The organism is Thermodesulfomicrobium thermophilum DSM 16697 (genome assembly GCF_059568695.1).
Genome location: NZ_JCANTW010000013.1, coordinates 91,847 through 109,877 on the forward strand (window position 1 = coordinate 91,847; position 18,031 = coordinate 109,877).

Below are 18,031 nucleotides of genomic sequence, written 5' to 3' on the forward strand. Positions count from 1 at the left end.
GTGCGCTCCTTACGTGCTGGATTCGGCGGGAGCCAGATCGAAGGCCACCACCACGTGTCCTTCTTCCAAACGCACCAAACGCACGCCTTGGGTGGCGCGGCCGAGCACGGAGATGTCCTCGGCGCTGATGCGGATGATCTTGCCTGCAGAGGTCAGGAGCACGATGGCGTCGCTGGGGTCCGCGAGGCAGGCGCCCACCACCGGGCCGGTGCGCGGCGTGATGCGCATGTTGATAATGCCCATGCCTCCGCGGGACTGGGCCCGGAATTGGGCAAGGGGCGTGCGCTTGCCGTAGCCGCCTGCCGATACGGTGAGCAGCTCCTGAGTCCCTTCCCGGGGCACCACCACTCCGGCCACCACACAGTCGCCGGAGCGCAGCTGCATGCCGCGCACGCCGGTGGCCACTCGGCCCATGGCGCGGACTTCGGCCACCGGGAAGCGGATGGAGTAGCCGTTTTGGGAGACGAGGATCATCTCGTCGTCTTCCGCCACTTCCAGCACGCCCACGAGTTCGTCTTCCGGCCGCATGGAGAGGGCGATGAGCCCCTGGGAGCGGACGTTGCGGTAGAGTTCCGTGGCCGTCCGTTTCACCGTGCCCTGGCGGGTGTAGAAGAAGTAGAATTTTCCTTCTTCCATCTCGCGGCAGGCCATGGCGGCGGCAATCTGCTCTCCTTCGTCCAAGGCAAGGAGGTTCGCCAGATGCTTGCCCCGGGACGTACGGCTGGCCTCCGGCAGCTGGTGCACCTTGAGCTGGTACATCTTGCCGCGGTTGGAGAAGAAGTTGATCCATTGGTGGGTGGTGGCGGTGATCAGGGTGGTGATGAAGTCCTCTTCCGCCACCTGCACGCCGGTGACCCCGGTGCCACCGCGGCGCTGCTGACGGTAAACCTCGAGGCTGGTGCGTTTGATGTAGCCGTTTTGGGAGATGGTGATGACCACCGGCTCATCGGGGATGATGTCTTCCACGTCGATGCTCCCCGGCTCGTGCTCCAGGAATTGGGAGCGGCGGGGGGTGGCGAAGGCGTCGCGCAGCTCCGTGAGCTCCTCGCGGATCACCGAACGCAATACTTCGGGATTGTTGATGACGCTTTGGAGATACTCGATGCGCTGGAGCACTTCGGTATATTCGCGCACCAAGGCTTCGCGCTCCAGGTTGGTGAGCCGCTGCAGGCGCATGTCGAGGATGGCCTGGGCCTGGGCGTCGGAGAGGCCGAAGCGCTCCATGAGCCGGGCCTTGGCCTCCGCCGGAGAGGCTGAGGCCCGGATGAGGGCCACTACCTCGTCGATGAAGTCCAGGGCGATGCGCAGGCCTTCGAGAATATGGGCGCGGGCCTGGGCCTTTTCCAGGTCGAAGCGGGAGCGGCGCAGGATGACTTCGCGGCGATGGGCCAAAAACTGGGCCAGGGCGTCTTTGAGGGTGAGGAGCTTGGGTCGACCTCCCACCACGGCGAGCATGTTGATGTTGAAGGCCGTGTCCAGGGGGGTGAACTTGTAGAGCTGGTTGATGAGGACCTCGGCCACGGTGCCGCGCTTGAGGTCGAGGACGATGCGGATGCCGTTGCGGTCCGACTCGTCGCGCAGATCCGCCACGCCTTCGATTTTGCGCTCGCCCACCAGGGCGGCGATGCGTTCCACCAGGCTCGCCTTGTTGACCCCATAGGGGATCTCGCGGATCACGATGGCTTCCAGATCTCCTTTGCGGCGTTCCACCTCCACCCGGCCCCGCATGCGCACGCTGCCGCGGCCCGTGCGGTAGGCCTCGCGCAGTCCCTCGCGGCCGTAGAGCTGGGCCCCGGTGGGAAAGTCCGGGCCGGGCAAGTGGACCATGAGCTCCTCGACGCTGGCCTCGGGGTTGTCCAGGAGGTGGAGGGTGGCGGCGATGGTCTCGCCCAGATTGTGGGGTGGAATGTTCGTGGCCATGCCCACGGCGATGCCCGAAGACCCGTTGATGAGCAGGTTGGGCACTTTGGTGGGAAGCACCTCGGGCTCGGAGAGGGAGTTGTCGTAGTTGGGCCGGAAGGCCACGGTGTCTTTGTCGATGTCCGCCAGAAAGTGGCTGGTGAGCTTGGCCATGCGCACTTCGGTGTAGCGCATGGCCGCAGGCGCGTCGCCGTCCAGGGAGCCGAAGTTGCCCTGGCCGTCCACCAAGGGTTCGCGCATGGAAAAGTCCTGGGCCATGCGCACCAGGGCGTCGTACACGGCGGCGTCCCCGTGAGGATGGTATTTACCGATGACGTCACCGACCACGCGGGCCGATTTCTTGTACGGCCGGTTGTAGGTGTTGCCCAGCTCGTGCATGGCGTAGAGGATGCGCCGGTGCACGGGCTTGAGCCCGTCGCGCACATCCGGGATGGCGCGCCCGATGATGACGCTCAAGGAATATTCCAGATAGGCTTGCTGGAGTTCTTTTTCGATACTGATTTGGGACATGCGTGCCTCGTGCGGGGCCGGAATACGGCCGACCGATACTCCTAACGTTTAGATATCGAGATCGCGGACTGCGAGTGCGTTGCGTTCGATGAATTCCCGCCGCGGCTCGACTTTGTCGCCCATGAGTTTTTCGAAGAGCTCGTTGGCCTCTTCGGCGTCTTCGATGGTGACTTGCAGGAGCGTGCGGGTTTCGGGGTTCATGGTGGTTTCCCACAACTGCACCGGGTTCATCTCACCCAAGCCTTTGTACCGCTGGACGGCGAGGCCTTTTTGCACCGCGGCAAAAACGGCGTCGAGGAGCGTGAGCGGCGAATCGGCCTGGACCTCGGTGTCTTTGTGGCGGAAGACGAAGGTGGGCTCGGGGTGGGCCTGGGCCATGCGAGTGGCCAGCTCGAAGGCCCGGCGGTAGCGTTTGGAGGTGAAAAACTCCGCCCCGAGACGCACCTCATGCCCATCCGCTTCCCAGAGTCGCACCACGAAGCGGCCTTCCATGCCGGCAGCAGCGGGGTCGTCTTCGTGCTCCACCATGAGGCGTACGCCGCGCGCGGCCAGCGCGGCGGTGAAGGCCTCAGGGAAATGTCCACACCGGATTTCGTCGCCGTCCAAGGCCACCCCGTGTCCCACCAAGGTGAAAAAGAGGGGTTCCGGGATGCCGAGACCAGCGTGCTCCTGGGCCATGGAGCGCAGAAACACCGCGTCCTGGAGGAGCGCCTGCAGCGGCTCGCCCTGGATCCAGCGCTCGCCCTGACGCAAGGAGATCTCCTCGGCGGCGCGGGAAAGGAGAAACTGGGTCATCTCCTCTTCGTTCTTGATGTAGCGTTCGAAGGAGCCTTTGTGCACCCGGTAGAGCGGCGGCTGGGCGATGTAGAGGTGTCCGGCCTCGACGAGCTCCTGGTACTGGCGGTAGAAAAAGGTGAGCAGCAAGGTGCGGATATGGGCGCCGTCCACGTCGGCATCGGTCATGAGGATGATCTTGCCGTAGCGCAGCCGCGAGAGGTCGGTGTCCTCCTCGCCGATGCCCGCGCCCATGGCGGTGATGAGGGCGCGGATCTCCTTGTTCTGGAGCATCTTGTCAAAGCGCGTCTTCTCCACGTTGAGGATCTTGCCGCGCAGGGGCAAGATGGCCTGAAACTTGGGATTGCGGCCCTGTTTGGCGGAGCCTCCCGCGGAGTCGCCCTCCACGAGGAAGAGCTCGCATTCTTCCGCCACCTTGCTCTGACAGTCCGCAAGCTTTCCGGGCAGCGAGTGGTCCGAAAGGGCACCTTTGCGGCGCACCAGTTCTTTGGCGCGGCGGGCAGCCTCCCGAGCGCGCGCCGCATCCACCACTTTGTCGATGATCAGGCGGGCATCTTTGGGGTTTTCGCCGAAAAACGCGGTGATGCGCTCATAGACCACTGTGGCCACATGTCCGGCCACTTCGGAGTTGCCGAGTTTGGTCTTGGTCTGCCCTTCGAATTGCGGGTTGGGGATGCGCACGCTGACCACTGCAGTCAGGCCTTCGCGGACGTCGTCTCCAGAGACCTTCTGCTTCTGCTTTTTGGGCAGGTCGCTGTTGGTGATGTACGTGTTGATGGCGCGGGTGAGGGCAGTCTTGAAACCCACAAGGTGGGTGCCGCCTTCTTTGGTACGGATGTTGTTGGCAAAGGTAAACACGTTTTCTTTGTACGTGGAGGAATACTGCAGCGCGAAATCGATGGAGACGCCATCCACTTCTCCTTTGCCGGAGATCACCTTGTGGATGCCGTCGTCGCCGTTCTTGTTTTTGATGAAGGAGATGAGCCCGCCTTCAAAGTGGTAACGGTGGGTCTCCTGGCTCTTTTCGTCGTGGAACTCGATGGTGAGCCCTGGGTTGAGATAGGCCAGCTCCTCGAAGCGTTTGGCGAGGATCTCGGCCTGGTACTCGGTCTCCTCGAAGATCTCTTCGTCAGGCTTGAAGCGGACCACCGTGCCGGTGGCGGACGCAGGCCCGAGCTCTTTGAGCGGGCATTGGGGCACGCCGCGGGCGTAGCGCTGGTAGTGGCGCTTGCCGTCTCGGCTCACGGTCACTTCCAGGTATTCGGACAGGGCGTTGACCACCGACACCCCTACGCCGTGTAGGCCGCCGGAGACTTTGTACGTGGCGTTGTCGAACTTGCCGCCGGCGTGCAGTACGGTCATGACCACTTCCACGGCGGGCCGGTTTTCCTTGGGGTGGATGTCCACCGGGATGCCGCGGCCGTTGTCCGCCACGGTGATGGAGTTGTCGAGGTGGAGGGTCACCTGGATATGGGAGCAGAACCCGGCCATGGCCTCGTCGATGGAGTTGTCCACCACTTCGTACACCAGGTGGTGGAGCCCTGCGCTATTGGTGGATCCAATATACATGGCGGGCCGCTTGCGGACCGCAGACAGGCCTTCCAGAACAGTGATATTGCTTGCAGTGTAGGATGTGCTCATACCGTTTATTCGTAGTAGACTTCTTCTTCGATGACCACCGGCATGATGGAGACGCTATAGCCCGGGTCGTCGGCGCCGGTGATGCGTATCAAGGAGCGATAATCGGCGAAGTGGATGGTGATTTGGGCAGAGGCAAAGCGGGAGAGGATGTCCATGACCGGCCGGGCGGCCAGGGAGAAGGTGTCGAATTGGCCTTGGGCCTGGCATGGCAACGATTCCATTCCAGCGCCGGTTTCGTGGCCTGGCGTGGAAACGGTGAGGGTTTCCTGCTGGACGTCGAATACGGCCACGTAGTTGTTGTCCGTGGCAAAGATGGCGATGCGGTCCAGGGAGTCCAAGAGTTCTTCCCGGGCCATGGTGACGTGGCCCTGATAGCGGGCTTCTGCCGAGGAGAGGAGGTTTTGGTAGTCGTAAAACGGCATGTCCCGCAAAGGCAGACTCATGGTTTCGCGCCGGTCGGGGGTGCGCACGAAGAGTCTGGTCCCGTGGCGGGCGATCTCCACCGGGCCTTCGGGCAGCCATTTGCGCAGGTCATGGAGATATTTTTTTGGGGCCAGAAGCTCCGGGGCAAGGGCCTGGGCGAGGTCGGAATGCTCTATGGTGGCGAGCGCGATCTTGAGGCCGTCGAGGCCGCAAAATTCCACGCTTTTCTCCTGTGCCGTGACCTTGAGGCAGGTCATGCTGCCGAGGGTGTCGTCGTCGGCCACGCAAAAGAGGATGCGGTCCAGGATGTGGCGGAGCTCTTGGCCGTCGATTTGGGCCGCCGGGCCTTGGGGGAAGGGGGTCGTGGGCTGGTACCAGGCTGGGTCACTTACCGCGAGCTTGTAGGACCTGGGGCCTTGGGTGAGGTGGAGCACCGATTCTCCGGGATTGGCGCGCAGGGTGATGGGCCCGGGCGGCAGTTTGCGCACCAGGTCGGCCAGGTATTTGCCTTGGGCGCCCAGGGTGCCGGCGCGTTCCACTTCGGCCGGATACGTGCCGCAAAACTCCAGGGAGGAGTCGGTGGCGGAGACGGTCAAGGTGCCGTTTTCGGCGTGCAGCCATACGGTACGCAGGTAGGCGGCGCCGGTGCGGGTGGGGGTGATGCTGGTGGCCTGGAGAAGGCCGTCCACGATGTCTTCCTTACGCAAGGTCACAAGCATGGGGTATTCCTTACTCGGTTGAGGGGCTGGACGCAGCGCGGATGCGGCGGGAGATTTCGTGCACCTGGGCTTTACGTCCCGGGTCCCGGGCCATGTCGCTCTCTACCTTGCGGCAGGCGTAGATGGCGGTGGTGTGGTCCCGTCCGCCGAAGAGCCGGGCGAGCTCGGGGTATGAGAGGCGCAGGTGTTTGCGACATAGGTACATGGCCACATGCCGCGCCCAGGCGATGGCCCGTTGGCGGCCGTGCGCGATGAGGTCTTCGCGGCGCACGCCCAAGGTCTGGCTCACGGCGTCCATGATATCGTGGGCCGTGATGGGGGCGGCTTGAGCCGGGGTGGTGGAGTAGCTCAGGATTTTGAAGAATTCGTCGTCGGAAATGTGGGGCGAGACGAGGTCCGTGTAGGCCAGGAGTTTGAGCAGGGTCCCTTCGAGCAGGCGCATGTCTGTAAACCGCTGGGCGAGCAAGATCTCCCGGTCGCGGGAAAGCGTCAGTCCGTGGCGTTTGCGCCAGCGGCGGACAAACTGGAGGCGCACGTCGAGGTCCGGGGCCTTGAGGGCGATCATGAGCCCCCACTCCAGGCGGGAACGAAGTTTGGGCTGGAGAAAACTGCACGCCGCAAGCGTCCCCGTGCAGGAGAAGACCATCTGGCGGCGGCCTGCGTGGAATCGGTCGAAGAGCAGGATGATTTCTCCTTGGAGGGTGTCGTGGAATTCCAGATCCTGGAGGTCGTCGAGGACGAAGACGTCGTGGTCCAGCACCCAGGTGCGTGCGTCGCTACGGCGGTCGTATTCCGTGGCCAGATCGGCCACCGTGCTGGCGAGGACGCGTCGACCCTGCAAGGCCTTGGCGTTGGCAATGGCACGCAGAAGGAAGGTCTTGCCGGATCCGGACTCACCGCACACGGTGAGGGGATTGAAGCGGGCGCTCTGGTCTTCCGCCACTTCCCGGGCGGAGGCCAGGGGAAAGGCGTTCTTGCTGTTGGCGAGGAATTCGTCCAGCCGGAACTCCTCGCCAAAGGGCAGCGCCTGCGGGACGAGGCGCACGGTGAGCCCCCTGGGCGCCAAGGCTTGGGTGAAGAGCGGCAGGACGCTCTCGGAAAACCACGGTGCCATGTCCGGCTGGCGGAGACGGACGCTGAGTTCGTTTCCCTCTTGGGAAAAGTCCAGAGAGTCGAACCAGCCTTCCATTTCCGGTGCGGAAAGGACGGTCAGCAGCGCCTGACGTACGGTGTCGCGCAAGGTATGGAGGTCTGGGGTCGTCATGTTTACTCGCAGCAATAATTGCCGTAACGCCGGTCCGCGAACGCTTGCATGCGGCAGCAACCAGCACGAGGAGGCCATATGGGAACACACAAAGTGCACCGGAGCATCGCGGAAATCAATGAGAAGATCCGTCAGGGCAAGGCCGTGGTCGTTACGGCGGCAGAAATGACCCGCCTAGTGCGCACGGAGGGGAAGGTCAAGGCCGCCCAGGCCGTGGACGTCGTCACTACCGGCACCTTTTCCCCCATGTGCTCCTCGGGACTGCTCTTTAATATCGGTCAGAAAAATCCGCCGACCATCAAGGTGAGCCGCATGTGGCTCAACGGGGTCCCCTGCTACTGTGGGGTGGCGGCGGTGGACGCCTACATCGGCGCCACCGAACCCACCGAGGAAGACCCCTTGAACAAGGTCCATCCCGGGCAGTTCAAGTACGGCGGCGGCCACGTCATCGAGGACCTGGTGCGCGGCAAGTCCGTGCACCTGCGGGCCACGTCCTACGGCACCGACTGCTACCCCCGCCGCGCACTGGAAAAGGACATCACCCTGGCGGACCTGCGCAATGCGGTGCTCCTCAACCCGCGCAACTGCTACCAGAACTACAACTGCGCCATCAACCGTTCCCGGCGCATCAAATACACGTACATGGGGCCGCTCAAGCCTGGCATGGGCAACGCCAACTACGCCACCTCCGGCGAGCTGAGCCCGCTTTTCAACGATCCGTACCTGCGCACCATCGGCCTGGGGACGCGCATCTTTCTCGGTGGTGGCGTGGGCTACGTCATCGGCGCCGGCACCCAGCACGTGGAAGCGCCGCCGCGCAACGCCCGGGGCATTCCGCTCGCGCCGTCGGCCACCTTGATGCTCAAGGGGGAGCTCTCGGGCATGAACGCCCGCTACCTGCGCGGGGTGAGCATCCTGGGGTATGGATGCTCTCTGGCTGTGGGCGTGGGCATCCCCATTCCCATCCTCGACGAGGACATGGCCTGGTTCACGGGCGTTGGCGATGCGGACATCCAGGTGCCGGTGGTGGACTATAGCGAGGACTACCCCAATTGCCGGCCCAGTCCCTACGGACACGTCACCTTCGAGGAGCTCAAAAGCGGGGCCATCACTATCGAAGGCAAACGCGTCCCCACGGTGCCGCTCACCAGCTACGCCTTGTCTCTGGAGATCGCCGAGGAGCTCAAACGCTGGATCGAGGAAGGGCGGTTTTTGCTCACCGAGCCCCAGGAACCCATCATTTCGCGGTAAGCGCCATGGTCGCGGACGTCTGGTGGTGGAACCTGTGGGCGGCCCGGCGCTCGCCCTACGAAGTGCGCATGAAGCGCCTACTCAAGGCCGTGGGGCTTGGCAGTGTGGTGCGCTCCGGGGATCTGGTGGCCGTGAAGCTCCATTTTGGCGAGCAGGGCACCACGGCCCACGTGCAGCCCCTGGAGCTTGTCCCCATTGTGGCCTTTATCCGCAAATGCGGCGGGGCGCCGTTTTTCACGGACACCAACACCCTCTACGTGGGCCAGCGCGGCGAGTCTGTGTCCCATGCACTGCAGGCCGCCCGCCATGGGTTCGACCCCAACCTCTTGGGCGCGCCGGTGATCATCGCCGATGGGCTCAAAAGCGGCAACGAGCGCGTCGTGCCCGTGGGGGGCACGCATTTTCAGGAAGCCTATCTGGCGGGCGACATCGTGGATGCGGATCTGCTCGTCACCGTGTCCCATTTCAAGGGGCATGAGCTGGCGGGCTTTGGCGGGGCCATCAAGAACGTGGGCATGGGGTGCGCTACGCGGCGGGGCAAGATGCGCCAGCACGGCGGCCTGGGGCCGGACGTGCACCCGACGCACTGCGTGGGGTGCGGGCAGTGTGTGGAGGTGTGCGCGGCCCAGGCCCTGCGTTTGGATGCCCAAAAGCGGATCACCTTGGACCGGGAGGCGTGCGTGGGGTGCGCGGCGTGTTTTCTCGTCTGCCGCCATAGCGCCCTGCACGTGGATTGGCGCACGGACATCGTGGCGTTTTTGGAGCGCATGGCCGAATATGCGGCCGCTGCGCTCCTGTCGCGGCCCCGGCCTTCCGTGCATCTGGCCTTCGTGCGCGCCGTGACCCCAGGATGCGACTGCCTCGGCTATTCCGACGCCCCCATTTGTCCGGACATCGGGGTGCTTGCCTCCATGGACCCCGTGGCCTTGGATCAGGCCTGCCTGGATCTGGTCAATGCCGCGCCGCCCTTGTATCCGAGCGCTTTGCCCGAGGGACTTGCCCCTGGGGACGACAAGTTTCACGCCCTGCACCCCGGGGTGCGCGGCGAGGTGCTTTTGGCGTACGCCGAAGCCTTGGGCCTGGGGCGGCGGGAGTACCGTTTGCGGGAGATTTAGGGCCGCCTGCCGTGTTGGGGGCTGCCGTGTTGGGGGCTGGACAAGGCTGGGTCGCTGCCTATAAGAGGTCCGCTTTCGACGCATATTTTTAGGGAGGATGCACCATGGCTCATAAGAAGATTGAACGCCGTAAGGAATTGGACCGCCGCCGCAAGCGCCGTGAAGAGCGTCTCAAGGCTCGTATCAAGGAAGCCAAGGCGGCTGCGGCCAAGGCCAAAAAATAACTCTATTTCTGTGTAGAGGCGGAGGAACCGACTATGCCCATCTACGAATACCGCTGCGAGGAGTGCCATCAAGTCTTCGAGGAGTGGCAGAAAGACTTCGTGGAGCGCACCATGCGCTGCCCCATCTGCGGAAGCGAAGCCCATCGCGTGATCTCCAATACGTCGTTCATCTTGAAGGGCGGTGGATGGTATGCTTCCGGCTACTGCAAAGAGGGGGGCAACGGGCAGAAAAAGACCGAGTCCGGATCGTCGTGTTCGTGCACGTCGAGCTCGTGTTCTTCCTCGACATCATCGGACGCCTAACCCCCGCATCACGCAGGCAGCTTCGGCTGCCTGTTTCATTTGGAAGGACATGCTATGATTGAGCGCTACACCCGCCCGGAAATGGGCGCTTTGTGGAGTTTGGATCGGAAATTTCAGGCCTGGCTGGACGTAGAGCTCGCCGTATGCGAGGCGTGGTGCGAGCTGGGCGTCATCCCGGAGGCGGCCATGGCCGAGATCCGCGCCAAGGCCGGTTTCGATACGGCCCGCATCCTGGAGCTGGAGGAGACCACGCGGCACGATGTCATCGCCTTTCTCACGGCGGTGGAGGAGCGCGTGGGCGAGGCCGCGCGCTACATCCATTTGGGATGCACTTCTTCGGACATCGTGGATACCGCCGGTGCCCTGCTTTTGGTGGAGGCGGGGCGGAAGATCCGCCAGGGGCTGCTGGACCTTCTGGAGACCCTCAAGCGCTTGGCCCTGGAGCACAAAGGGCGGCTGTGCATGGGCCGCACCCACGGCATCCACGCCGAGCCCACCAGCTTTGGGCTCAAGATGCTCGGGTTCTACGCGGAATTTTCCCGGCACCTGACACGCCTCGACGCTGCGGTGGAAAACATGCGCGTGGGCAAGATCTCCGGCGCAGTGGGTACGTACGCCATGCTCACCCCCGAGGTGGAGCGCCGGGCGCTGGATCGCCTCGGCCTGGCCGTGGATCCGGTGTCCACCCAGATCCTCCAGCGCGATCGCCATGCCCAGTTGCTTACGGCCCTCGCCCTGCTTGCCGGCGGCGTGGAGCGTTTGTGTGTCGAACTCAGGCATCTGCAGCGCACCGAGGTCCTGGAGGTGGAAGAAGGCTTTGCCCCAGGCCAGAAGGGCTCTTCGGCCATGCCGCACAAAAAGAATCCCATCTCCGCCGAGAATCTGGCGGGCCTGGCGCGGCTGGTGCGCACCAACAGCCTGGCGGCCATGGAGAACATGGCCCTGTGGCACGAGCGCGACATCAGCCACTCCTCCGTGGAGCGGGTGATCTTTCCCGACTCCACCATCCTTGTGGACTACATGCTCCACCGCCTGCGCCGGGTGCTCGAGGGATTGCGGGTCATCCCGGAGAACATGGAGCGCAATCTCATGGGCTCCTACGGGCTCTTCTTCTCCCAGCGGGTGCTCTTGGCCCTGGTGGAGGCCGGCTGGTCGCGGCAAAAGGCTTACGAGGCGGTGCAGAAGGTGGCCATGGCCTGCTGGAACGAGCGTCGCTCCTTTCCCGAGGCCGTGCGCGCCGACGCCACCTTGCGCGCGGCGCTTTCTGCCGAAGCCTTGGATGCCCTTTTCGACGCCCGGTTCTATCTGCGCCACGAAGACGCCATTTTTACGCGCGTGTTGGGAGGGGCATGATGCGCCGACGTCTTGCCCAGCTTTTGCTGGAAAAATCCTATCTCGAAGGGGAGTTCACCCTCACCTCGGGCAAAAAGAGCGACTACTATTTCGACTGCAAGCCGACGGCCCTGCATCCCGAAGGGGCCTATCTCATCGGCCGGTTGTTGGTGGAGGAACTCAAAAAACTCGGTGGCGTGGACGGGGTGGCCGGCATGACCTTGGGTGCGGATCCGCTGGTTTCGGCCGTGACCGTGGTGTCGTATCTGGAAGGCATGCCGCTTGCGGGCATTATCGTGCGCAAGAACCCCAAGGGGCACGGCACCAACCGCTATCTGGAGGGCCTGACCAACTTTGCCCCAGGTGCGCGGGTGGCCTTGTTGGAAGACGTAGTTACCACCGGCGGCACCTTGCTGACCACCATCGAGCGGGTGCAGTCCGAAGGCCTCACCGTGGCGGCGGTGCTCTGCGTGCTGGACCGCGAGGAAGGCGGCCGCGCCCGGCTTGCCGAGGCCGGCTTCGAGCTCCATGCCCTGTTTACCCGCGGTGCGCTGGTGAGCCTCGGGCGATAAGAAGATGGTTTTGGTGCCGCAGAATGCTTGCGGTGGCGCCCTCTGGCAGTTCCAGGGGGCGTTCTTTTTTCGTGTTTGACAGTGTTTTTCTCTCCCCTCTAAGAGTTGGGAAAGCACTATCGGGAGGGTGCGATGCGCATCGAAACTCTGGCCCTTGGGCCGCTGGAAACCAATTGTTACGTGGTGGGGGACGCCGACCGGGCAGTGGTCATCGATCCCGGCGGCGAACCTGAAGTGGTGTTGGCAGCGCTTCAGGGACGGACCCTGGAGGCCATCCTCGCCACCCATTTTCACTTCGATCACATTCAAGGCATCGCTGGCGTGGCCGAGGCCACGGGCGCTCCGGTCTGGGCCGATCCCCGCGAGGCCTCGCTTTTGGACACGGAACTCGGCGCCGGCGGCATGTGGGGCTTTCCCCGCACCCCCGCCTTTTCCTGGACGCCGGTGGAGCCCGGCGAACACCAGCTTCTCGGCATCCCGTGCCAGATCCTGAGTACCCCCGGCCATAGCCCGGGCGGGCTCTCCTTCTATTTCCCCTCCTTGGGGGCGGTGTTCGTGGGCGACCTCCTCTTTTATCGCTCCGTGGGGCGCACGGATTTTCCGGGCAGCTCGGCTGCGGTGCTGGAACGCTCGGTGCGCGAGCGGATCTTCACCCTGCCGGAGGCGACCCGCGTCTATCCCGGCCACGGGCCAGCCACCACCGTGGGCGACGAAATGCGCCACAACCCATTTTTTTCGCCTTTTCAGGCATGATGCGTGGGGACTTATGGCGGAAATCGACTTGCGCCGCGTGTGCTGAGGCTTGACGCGGGATGCCAGTTGGCATCTGCGTTTTGCCACGGCGTCGGAAGTGGTGATGCTGGTGCGGCCCGAAGGCCTGGATGCGGTGCTGGAGGCGCGCTGGCTGGAGCCGGATTGGCAGGCGGACGCCGAGACGGTCTCCCCGGACACGGTGCGGGTGGTGTGGCGGCGTAACACCTCATGGAAATAGTACTGAGCCTTTCCCCGCATCAAGGGGGCACGACGGAGACCCTGGCCGCGGCCGTGGCGGGAATGCGCCAGGCGCGGTGTCTCTTTTTGCGGGATTTTCAGGTCGTCCCGTGCCGGGGTTGCGGGGCTTGCCGTCAGGGGGCGTGTCCCCTGGCGGCGGACGACGATGCCGAGGCGTTGTTTGCCCGAGTGAGCGCGGCCTCCCGGCTCATCCTGGCGGCGCCGGTGTACTTCTACCATGTGCCGGCCCTGGCCAAGGCGTGGATCGACCGGGCCCAGAGCCGGTATTGGTCCGGACCGTCGGCAGGGCCATGGAAACCTGCGGCAGCGGTGCTCGTGGCCGGTCGTAGTCGGGGGGAGGAGCTTTTTTCGGGCATTGCGCGCACGCTGCGGTTTTTTTTGCCATATCTGGGCTTTGCCTTAGGTCCTGTAGTGGAACTGCGCGGTGTGGAAGGTCCTGGGGATCTGGATGCGCGCGTCTGGGAGACGGTGCGCGGAGGGCTTGCTGCCTGGCCGTACCCGGAGGGCGGATGATGGGCAATGGGGGCGCGTGGCTTGGCCGTCGTTGCCAGGGCTGTGGCGGGGTGGTGGCGGAGGGTTGGCTGTGCGCGCAATGCTCCCGGCGCATGCCGCGGCAGGCGCATTCCTTTTGTCCGCGCTGTGGAGAGATCCGTGCGGGGGCAGCGGGAGCGCCGCTGGTGTGCGGTCGCTGCCGCCTGGACCCACCGCCGTGGAGTGCGGTGGCCTTTTGGGGGGGGTACGCCGGGCTTTTGCGCCGGCTTTTGGTGCGCTTGAAATTTGCCGGCGACCTGGGCCTCGTGGGGGCTTTGGGCTGGATGATGGCCGAGGCGGTGCAGGCCCGGGGGCTTGCCGCCGACGTGGTGGTGCCGGTGCCCATGCGCCCTTCGGGGTTGGTGGAGCGCGGCTTCAACCAGAGTGTGGAACTGGGCCGGATGCTTTCCCGGCGCATGGGCTGGCCGTTGCACCAGGCGCTCACCAAGATCCGGGATACCGAGCGCCAGGCGCGGCTTTCGTGCGCTGAGCGCCAGGCGAACGTGGCTGGGGCGTTTGTATCGGCACCGGTGCACGGGCTGCGCGTGGCCGTGGTGGATGACATCATGACAACCGGGGCGACGGCCCGGGCGTGCGCCTGGGCATTGAAGGCCGCAGGGGCGCGGGAGGTATGGTGCGCGGTGGTGGCACGGGCATGACGGTGGGCAGCAGATGGTGGATCGGGATCGGGCTGGGGCTGATGCTGGCCGCCCTGGTGGGGGCGCTGATCGTAGCGCGGATGGCCGAGCGCGCTGCGGCCCAGCGGGTGGCATGGGCTCAGGTGGAAGCGGGACTCGCCCACATGGGGGCGGCGGTGCGCCGTCTGGACGCAGAGGTGGCCGTGCTGGAGGACGCGGCCCAACGGTCGCCCCTGCGCCTTCAAGTGCGGATGGCGTTGGACGATGCCTTGAGTGAATTGCTGCAGGGCATTCACCGCGTGCGGGTGGCTGCGGCCCCGGTCTTGGGGGAGGAGACGGTGCAGCCGGTACTCAGCAAGGCCCAGGAGCTTGAAGACGCCTTTCGTCTCGTGATTTCCTTGAAACAGGGCGCTTCTGCCGAGGATTGGCGGCATCAAGCAGGACGCATGCGGGATGCTCGGGAAGGATTGGTGGCTGCCATGGGGGATGTGCGTCGTAGGGGGGCTGGGATGCAGACCCCCGAGACGACTTGGCGGCCGCTGTTGGCCCTCGCGGGAATGGGATTTCTTTTCGTTGTATGGGGGCTGGGACGCCTCCGGGTTGCAGCTATGCCCTCTGCCGGGACGACGCGCTCCCGTGGCGACGATGCGCTGCTCGACGCCCTGCCCGTGCCCGTGGTGTTGGTGGATGCGGCGGGCATGGTGCGCCGGCTCAATCCTGCGGCAGCGACCCTTTTGGGTGTCGAACCTGCCGTGGACCCAGGATATCCGTGGTCCGTGCTCGAGGGGGGCGGATCGGAATTGGACTTGGGTTCGCTTCTCACGCGGGAGGTGTGTCTGCTTCGGGGGGACGGAACCTCGGTGTGGGTGATGCGCATGGTCGCTCCCTACCGGATGGGGGGCGAGCAGTATTGGCTCGTTGTGCTGTGGGACATCTCCCGGCGCCGGGATGTGGAACAGACGCTTCGGGTCGAGGTGGAGCGGTGGCGGGGCATTGTCGAGAGCCTGGAGTGCGGTCTGCTTGCGGTGGATGGCACCCGACAGGTGGTGGCCGCCAATGCCGCTTGGGCGCGCCTTTTGGGGCGTGCGCCGACGGAAGTCGTGGGGCGCTCGGTGCGCGAAGCAGTGCCTTGGCTTCGCGGCCACGACGCTGGGAGCTGGGTAGGGAAGTGGAATGGCGCGTGGGTGCTGGCCTGCGACGCCATGTGGCCCCAGGGGGGAGACGGCGCTCGGGTGCTGGCGGCCATGGACGCCGGCGATGCCTACCAGCGCGGTGTGGATGCCGGCCGGCGGCTGGTGCTCGAACGATGTCTGGGGATCTTGGAGCGCATGCATGCGGAAGTGGCGCATTTGGACAAAGCGGAAATTTCGCTGCGCCGCCTCATCCAGACCTTGCAGGCGCTGCTGGAATTGCGTTTGGGGCGGCATGCCGTCCTCCCCGAGGAAGTGGCGTTGCGGCCTTTTTTGCGGCGGTTTTTCGAGCAGACGCGTGCGCACGGGGAGCGTTGGAGCGTCTCGGTGCACGTGGGCCAAGGGCGATTGCCGGAAAAGTGCCGGGTGGATGCGGCCATGCTCTGGCAGGCCATGGAGCAGCTCTTTTGGGGCGCGTGCCTGCGCGCCCGTGGGGGACGAGTGCTCATCAGCGTGGATGCGGCCCCCAGTGATGACCCGGGCACAGCCCTGGTGACTTTCGGGGTGCAGGCCCCAGGGGAGCCGCCGAACATCCCTCAAGCTCTGGACATGCCTTTGGGGGACGAGCTCTTGGACGGCGAGGCGCTCCATCTGGTGGTGGCGGAGCTTACCCTGCGCCGTCTCGGGGCTCGGGGGATCGGGCGCCATCAGGGTCCCTTGGGGACGGAGCTCGGATTTTCCGTGGAGCTGGAGGTGCTGCCTTCGCCGCAGGAGGAGGCGGAGGCATCCTTGCCCGGCCCATCGTCCGAAGCGCTTCCGCACGCAGAAGAGCCCTCGTCTGTTTGCAGCTCTGCGTCTACTTCTTCAGGATTTCGAGTCGTTATCGCTGAGGACAATCCCTTCAATGCGGCGCTCTTGGAGTCGCTTCTGGTGCGGCTGGGGGCGCGGCGGACCAAGATCGTGGAGGATGGCGAGCGACTGGTGGAAGCCGTACTCCAGGACCCCACCGGGTTTGACCTGGCGGTGGTGGACGTGGAGATGCCGGGACTTTCCGGCCCGGAGGCGGTGGAGCGTTTGCGGGCGCAGGACGTGGGGTTGCCGGTGGTGGCCATCACCGCCCATGACGACGCGGCCATGGAGCAGGCCTGTTTGGCTGTGGGAATTTCGGCGGTGCTCGCCAAACCGTATGACGCGCCGCAGCTGGCGGCGGTGCTGCGCCGGTTGGGATTTATGGTGAATGACGGATGATGCTCGATGCGCTTTTCAGCGTGGCGTTGGTGGCGGCCTTCGGCCTGCATGTCTTTTCCTTGCCCGCCAATTGGATCCTGCTTGGGCTTTTTGCCCTGGCGGCGGTGACCGGAAGCCATGGGGCGACCGCCGGGGTGTGGGTGGCGCTGGTGCTCGTGGCCGTAGCCGGAGAAGCGGCCGAGTGGCTCCTGCAGGATCGGGAGGCGCGGCGCGCCGGAGCCTCCACCCAGGGAAGCGTCCTTGCCATGGTGGGGGCGGTGGTGGGCGCCATTGTGGGCGCGCCCGTGGCCTTTGGTCTGGGGGCGCTTGTGGGCGCGGCTCTGGGGGCTTATGGCGGGTGTCTGCTGGGGGAGATGATGCGGGGAGTTTCTTTTGCTCAGGCCCGCACCGCAGCTTGGGGGGCCTTGCGCGGCCGGGTGGGCGGCATGGTGGTGAAGATGTCCCTGGGCGCGGGCATGCTCGTCTTCATGGTTTTGCGCCTCTGGGGAGCTTAGCGCCGGTTGGCCAGCCGCACGCCGCAGAGCACCAAAAGCCCTCCGGCCACAAGAGAGAAGTCGATGGGCTCGCCCAAGAGCATCCAGGCCAGAAGCACCGCGCATACCGGCACGAGGTTGATGAATACCCCTGCCCGGGGTGCGCCTACGGCCTGAATGCCCTGCACATACCAGGTAAAGGCCACCCCTGTGGCCAGAACTCCCAAAAAGACGATATTGCCCCAATCCAGGAGCGTGGCCGTACGGGCGTGCTCCACGACGTCGCTCTGCAGTGCCGGCAGGGCAAGGAGCAGGGTGCCGGCCACGCATGCCCAGGTGACGGCGGTGATCGGCTCCATGCGTCGGGTGGCCCGGGCGTTGAGGATGGAATAGGCGCTCCAGCTCACCACGCATCCGAGGATATGCAGGTCCCCCGTCGTCAGGCCGGTGGCAAAAAGCCGCCAGGGCGCCCCGTGGGCGAGGACGGTGCCCGCCCCGGCAAGGGCCACAAGCGCGCCGCCAATCACTTGCGGCCGCCACCCTTGAGGACTGGCCAAGGTGATCACCAGCGGCGCGGTGGCGATGATGAGGGCGGCCCGGCCTGCCGGCACAGTGGCAAGCCCGGTGAAGAAGAAATAGTTGTAGGCGAAAATGCCCGTGGCCCCCAAAAGGGCCACCAGCCCCCAGTGGCGCGGCGGCCTGGGGATGGCGCCGGTGCGCCACCATGCCCAGCCCACGAGAAAGGCCGAGGCCACCACAAAGCGCAAGAACGCCGCGCAAAAGGAGGGCATGCTCTGGGCGAGCAGCCGACCGGAAACCCACGTTCCGCCCCACAGAACCACGGAACCCACCAATTGGGCATACACACGCAGCATGGCATCCTCCGGGAAAGCCGCTCCCTAGACTTGGAGCCGGGCGGGGGGCAAGGAAA

The 18,031-nt window shown here is 65.0% G+C and carries 16 protein-coding genes; 11 read left to right on the forward strand and 5 right to left on the reverse strand.

From position 1 onward, the window contains the following. Positions 1-9: 9 nt before the first annotated feature. The 4 genes from gyrA to BR00_RS06225 are packed head-to-tail and all read right to left on the reverse strand — an operon-like array spanning position 10 to position 7,272. Positions 10-2,430, reverse strand: coding sequence for a DNA gyrase subunit A (gene gyrA / locus BR00_RS06210; RefSeq protein ID WP_496476724.1), 2,421 nt, complete (start codon positions 2,428-2,430; stop codon positions 10-12). Positions 2,431-2,478: 48 nt separating this feature from the next. Then, complete coding sequence (gyrB, locus tag BR00_RS06215) at positions 2,479-4,866, reverse strand: DNA topoisomerase (ATP-hydrolyzing) subunit B (RefSeq protein WP_496476725.1); 2,388 nt, start codon at positions 4,864-4,866, stop codon at positions 2,479-2,481. 5 nt (positions 4,867-4,871) lie between these two features. Continuing rightward, on the reverse strand, positions 4,872-6,008 hold the full coding sequence (locus BR00_RS06220) for a DNA polymerase III subunit beta (protein ID WP_496476726.1): 1,137 nt from the start codon (positions 6,006-6,008) through the stop codon (positions 4,872-4,874). A 10-nt stretch (positions 6,009-6,018) separates the two neighbouring features. Then, positions 6,019-7,272 (reverse strand): DnaA/Hda family protein, encoded by a 1,254-nt coding sequence (locus BR00_RS06225; protein WP_496476727.1) that lies wholly within the window; start codon positions 7,270-7,272, stop codon positions 6,019-6,021. Positions 7,273-7,350: 78 nt separating this feature from the next. Here BR00_RS06225 and BR00_RS06230 point away from each other — a divergent pair, with 78 nt between their 5' ends. The 11 genes from BR00_RS06230 to BR00_RS06280 all read left to right on the forward strand — a co-directional run bounded on the left by BR00_RS06230 (position 7,351) and on the right by BR00_RS06280 (position 17,121). Continuing rightward, the gene (locus BR00_RS06230; protein WP_496476728.1) at positions 7,351-8,523 is read left to right on the forward strand and encodes a homocysteine biosynthesis protein; all 1,173 of its coding nucleotides are present in this window, start codon (positions 7,351-7,353) and stop codon (positions 8,521-8,523) included. A gap of 5 nt (positions 8,524-8,528) precedes the next feature. Then, entirely contained in the window at positions 8,529-9,638 is a 1,110-nt protein-coding gene (locus BR00_RS06235) for a DUF362 domain-containing protein (RefSeq protein ID WP_496476729.1), read from the forward strand. Between the two features lie 257 nt (positions 9,639-9,895). Continuing rightward, positions 9,896-10,165, forward strand: a complete 270-nt coding sequence (locus BR00_RS06240; RefSeq protein ID WP_496476730.1) for an FmdB family zinc ribbon protein — start codon at positions 9,896-9,898, stop codon at positions 10,163-10,165. A 54-nt stretch (positions 10,166-10,219) separates the two neighbouring features. Next, the gene (gene purB, locus BR00_RS06245) at positions 10,220-11,518 is read left to right on the forward strand and encodes an adenylosuccinate lyase (protein ID WP_496476731.1); all 1,299 of its coding nucleotides are present in this window, start codon (positions 10,220-10,222) and stop codon (positions 11,516-11,518) included. After that, on the forward strand, positions 11,518-12,069 hold the full coding sequence (pyrE, locus tag BR00_RS06250) for an orotate phosphoribosyltransferase (RefSeq protein ID WP_496476935.1): 552 nt from the start codon (positions 11,518-11,520) through the stop codon (positions 12,067-12,069). Before purB ends, pyrE begins: the two co-directional genes overlap by 1 nt. Before the next feature lie 132 nt (positions 12,070-12,201). Next, the gene (locus BR00_RS06255; RefSeq protein ID WP_496476732.1) at positions 12,202-12,822 is read left to right on the forward strand and encodes an MBL fold metallo-hydrolase; all 621 of its coding nucleotides are present in this window, start codon (positions 12,202-12,204) and stop codon (positions 12,820-12,822) included. 49 nt (positions 12,823-12,871) lie between these two features. Beyond that, positions 12,872-13,060, forward strand: a complete 189-nt coding sequence (locus BR00_RS06260) for a hypothetical protein (protein WP_496476733.1) — start codon at positions 12,872-12,874, stop codon at positions 13,058-13,060. Next, complete coding sequence (locus tag BR00_RS06265) at positions 13,051-13,593, forward strand: flavodoxin family protein (protein ID WP_496476734.1); 543 nt, start codon at positions 13,051-13,053, stop codon at positions 13,591-13,593. The genes BR00_RS06260 and BR00_RS06265 overlap by 10 nt, the downstream gene beginning before the upstream one ends. Continuing rightward, complete coding sequence (locus tag BR00_RS06270; RefSeq protein ID WP_496476735.1) at positions 13,590-14,270, forward strand: ComFC family protein; 681 nt, start codon at positions 13,590-13,592, stop codon at positions 14,268-14,270. The genes BR00_RS06265 and BR00_RS06270 overlap by 4 nt, the downstream gene beginning before the upstream one ends. After that, on the forward strand, positions 14,243-16,627 hold the full coding sequence (locus BR00_RS06275) for a response regulator (protein WP_496476736.1): 2,385 nt from the start codon (positions 14,243-14,245) through the stop codon (positions 16,625-16,627). Before BR00_RS06270 ends, BR00_RS06275 begins: the two co-directional genes overlap by 28 nt. Then, positions 16,624-17,121 carry a DUF456 domain-containing protein gene (locus BR00_RS06280; protein ID WP_496476737.1) on the forward strand — a complete coding sequence of 166 codons (498 nt, stop codon included), beginning with the start codon at positions 16,624-16,626 and terminating at the stop codon, positions 17,119-17,121. Before BR00_RS06275 ends, BR00_RS06280 begins: the two co-directional genes overlap by 4 nt. Here BR00_RS06280 and BR00_RS06285 read toward each other — a convergent pair. Beyond that, positions 17,118-17,975, reverse strand: a complete 858-nt coding sequence (locus BR00_RS06285) for a DMT family transporter (RefSeq protein ID WP_496476738.1) — start codon at positions 17,973-17,975, stop codon at positions 17,118-17,120. The genes BR00_RS06280 and BR00_RS06285 overlap by 4 nt on opposite strands. Positions 17,976-18,031 lie beyond the last annotated feature (56 nt).

Bases quoted from the DNA above. Each gene is read 5' to 3' on its own strand.
- gyrA (WP_496476724.1), bottom strand. From the start codon at position 2,430: ATGTCCCAAATCAGTATCGAAAAAGAACTCCAGCAAGCCTATCTGGAA.
- gyrB (WP_496476725.1), bottom strand. From the start codon at position 4,866: ATGAGCACATCCTACACTGCAAGCAATATCACTGTTCTGGAAGGCCTG.
- BR00_RS06220 (WP_496476726.1), bottom strand. From the start codon at position 6,008: ATGCTTGTGACCTTGCGTAAGGAAGACATCGTGGACGGCCTTCTCCAG.
- BR00_RS06225 (WP_496476727.1), bottom strand. From the start codon at position 7,272: ATGACGACCCCAGACCTCCATACCTTGCGCGACACCGTACGTCAGGCG.
- BR00_RS06230 (WP_496476728.1), top strand. From the start codon at position 7,351: ATGGGAACACACAAAGTGCACCGGAGCATCGCGGAAATCAATGAGAAG.
- BR00_RS06235 (WP_496476729.1), top strand. From the start codon at position 8,529: ATGGTCGCGGACGTCTGGTGGTGGAACCTGTGGGCGGCCCGGCGCTCG.
- BR00_RS06240 (WP_496476730.1), top strand. From the start codon at position 9,896: ATGCCCATCTACGAATACCGCTGCGAGGAGTGCCATCAAGTCTTCGAG.
- purB (WP_496476731.1), top strand. From the start codon at position 10,220: ATGATTGAGCGCTACACCCGCCCGGAAATGGGCGCTTTGTGGAGTTTG.
- pyrE (WP_496476935.1), top strand. From the start codon at position 11,518: ATGCGCCGACGTCTTGCCCAGCTTTTGCTGGAAAAATCCTATCTCGAA.
- BR00_RS06255 (WP_496476732.1), top strand. From the start codon at position 12,202: ATGCGCATCGAAACTCTGGCCCTTGGGCCGCTGGAAACCAATTGTTAC.
- BR00_RS06265 (WP_496476734.1), top strand. From the start codon at position 13,051: ATGGAAATAGTACTGAGCCTTTCCCCGCATCAAGGGGGCACGACGGAG.
- BR00_RS06270 (WP_496476735.1), top strand. From the start codon at position 13,590: ATGATGGGCAATGGGGGCGCGTGGCTTGGCCGTCGTTGCCAGGGCTGT.
- BR00_RS06275 (WP_496476736.1), top strand. From the start codon at position 14,243: ATGGTGCGCGGTGGTGGCACGGGCATGACGGTGGGCAGCAGATGGTGG.
- BR00_RS06280 (WP_496476737.1), top strand. From the start codon at position 16,624: ATGATGCTCGATGCGCTTTTCAGCGTGGCGTTGGTGGCGGCCTTCGGC.
- BR00_RS06285 (WP_496476738.1), bottom strand. From the start codon at position 17,975: ATGCTGCGTGTGTATGCCCAATTGGTGGGTTCCGTGGTTCTGTGGGGC.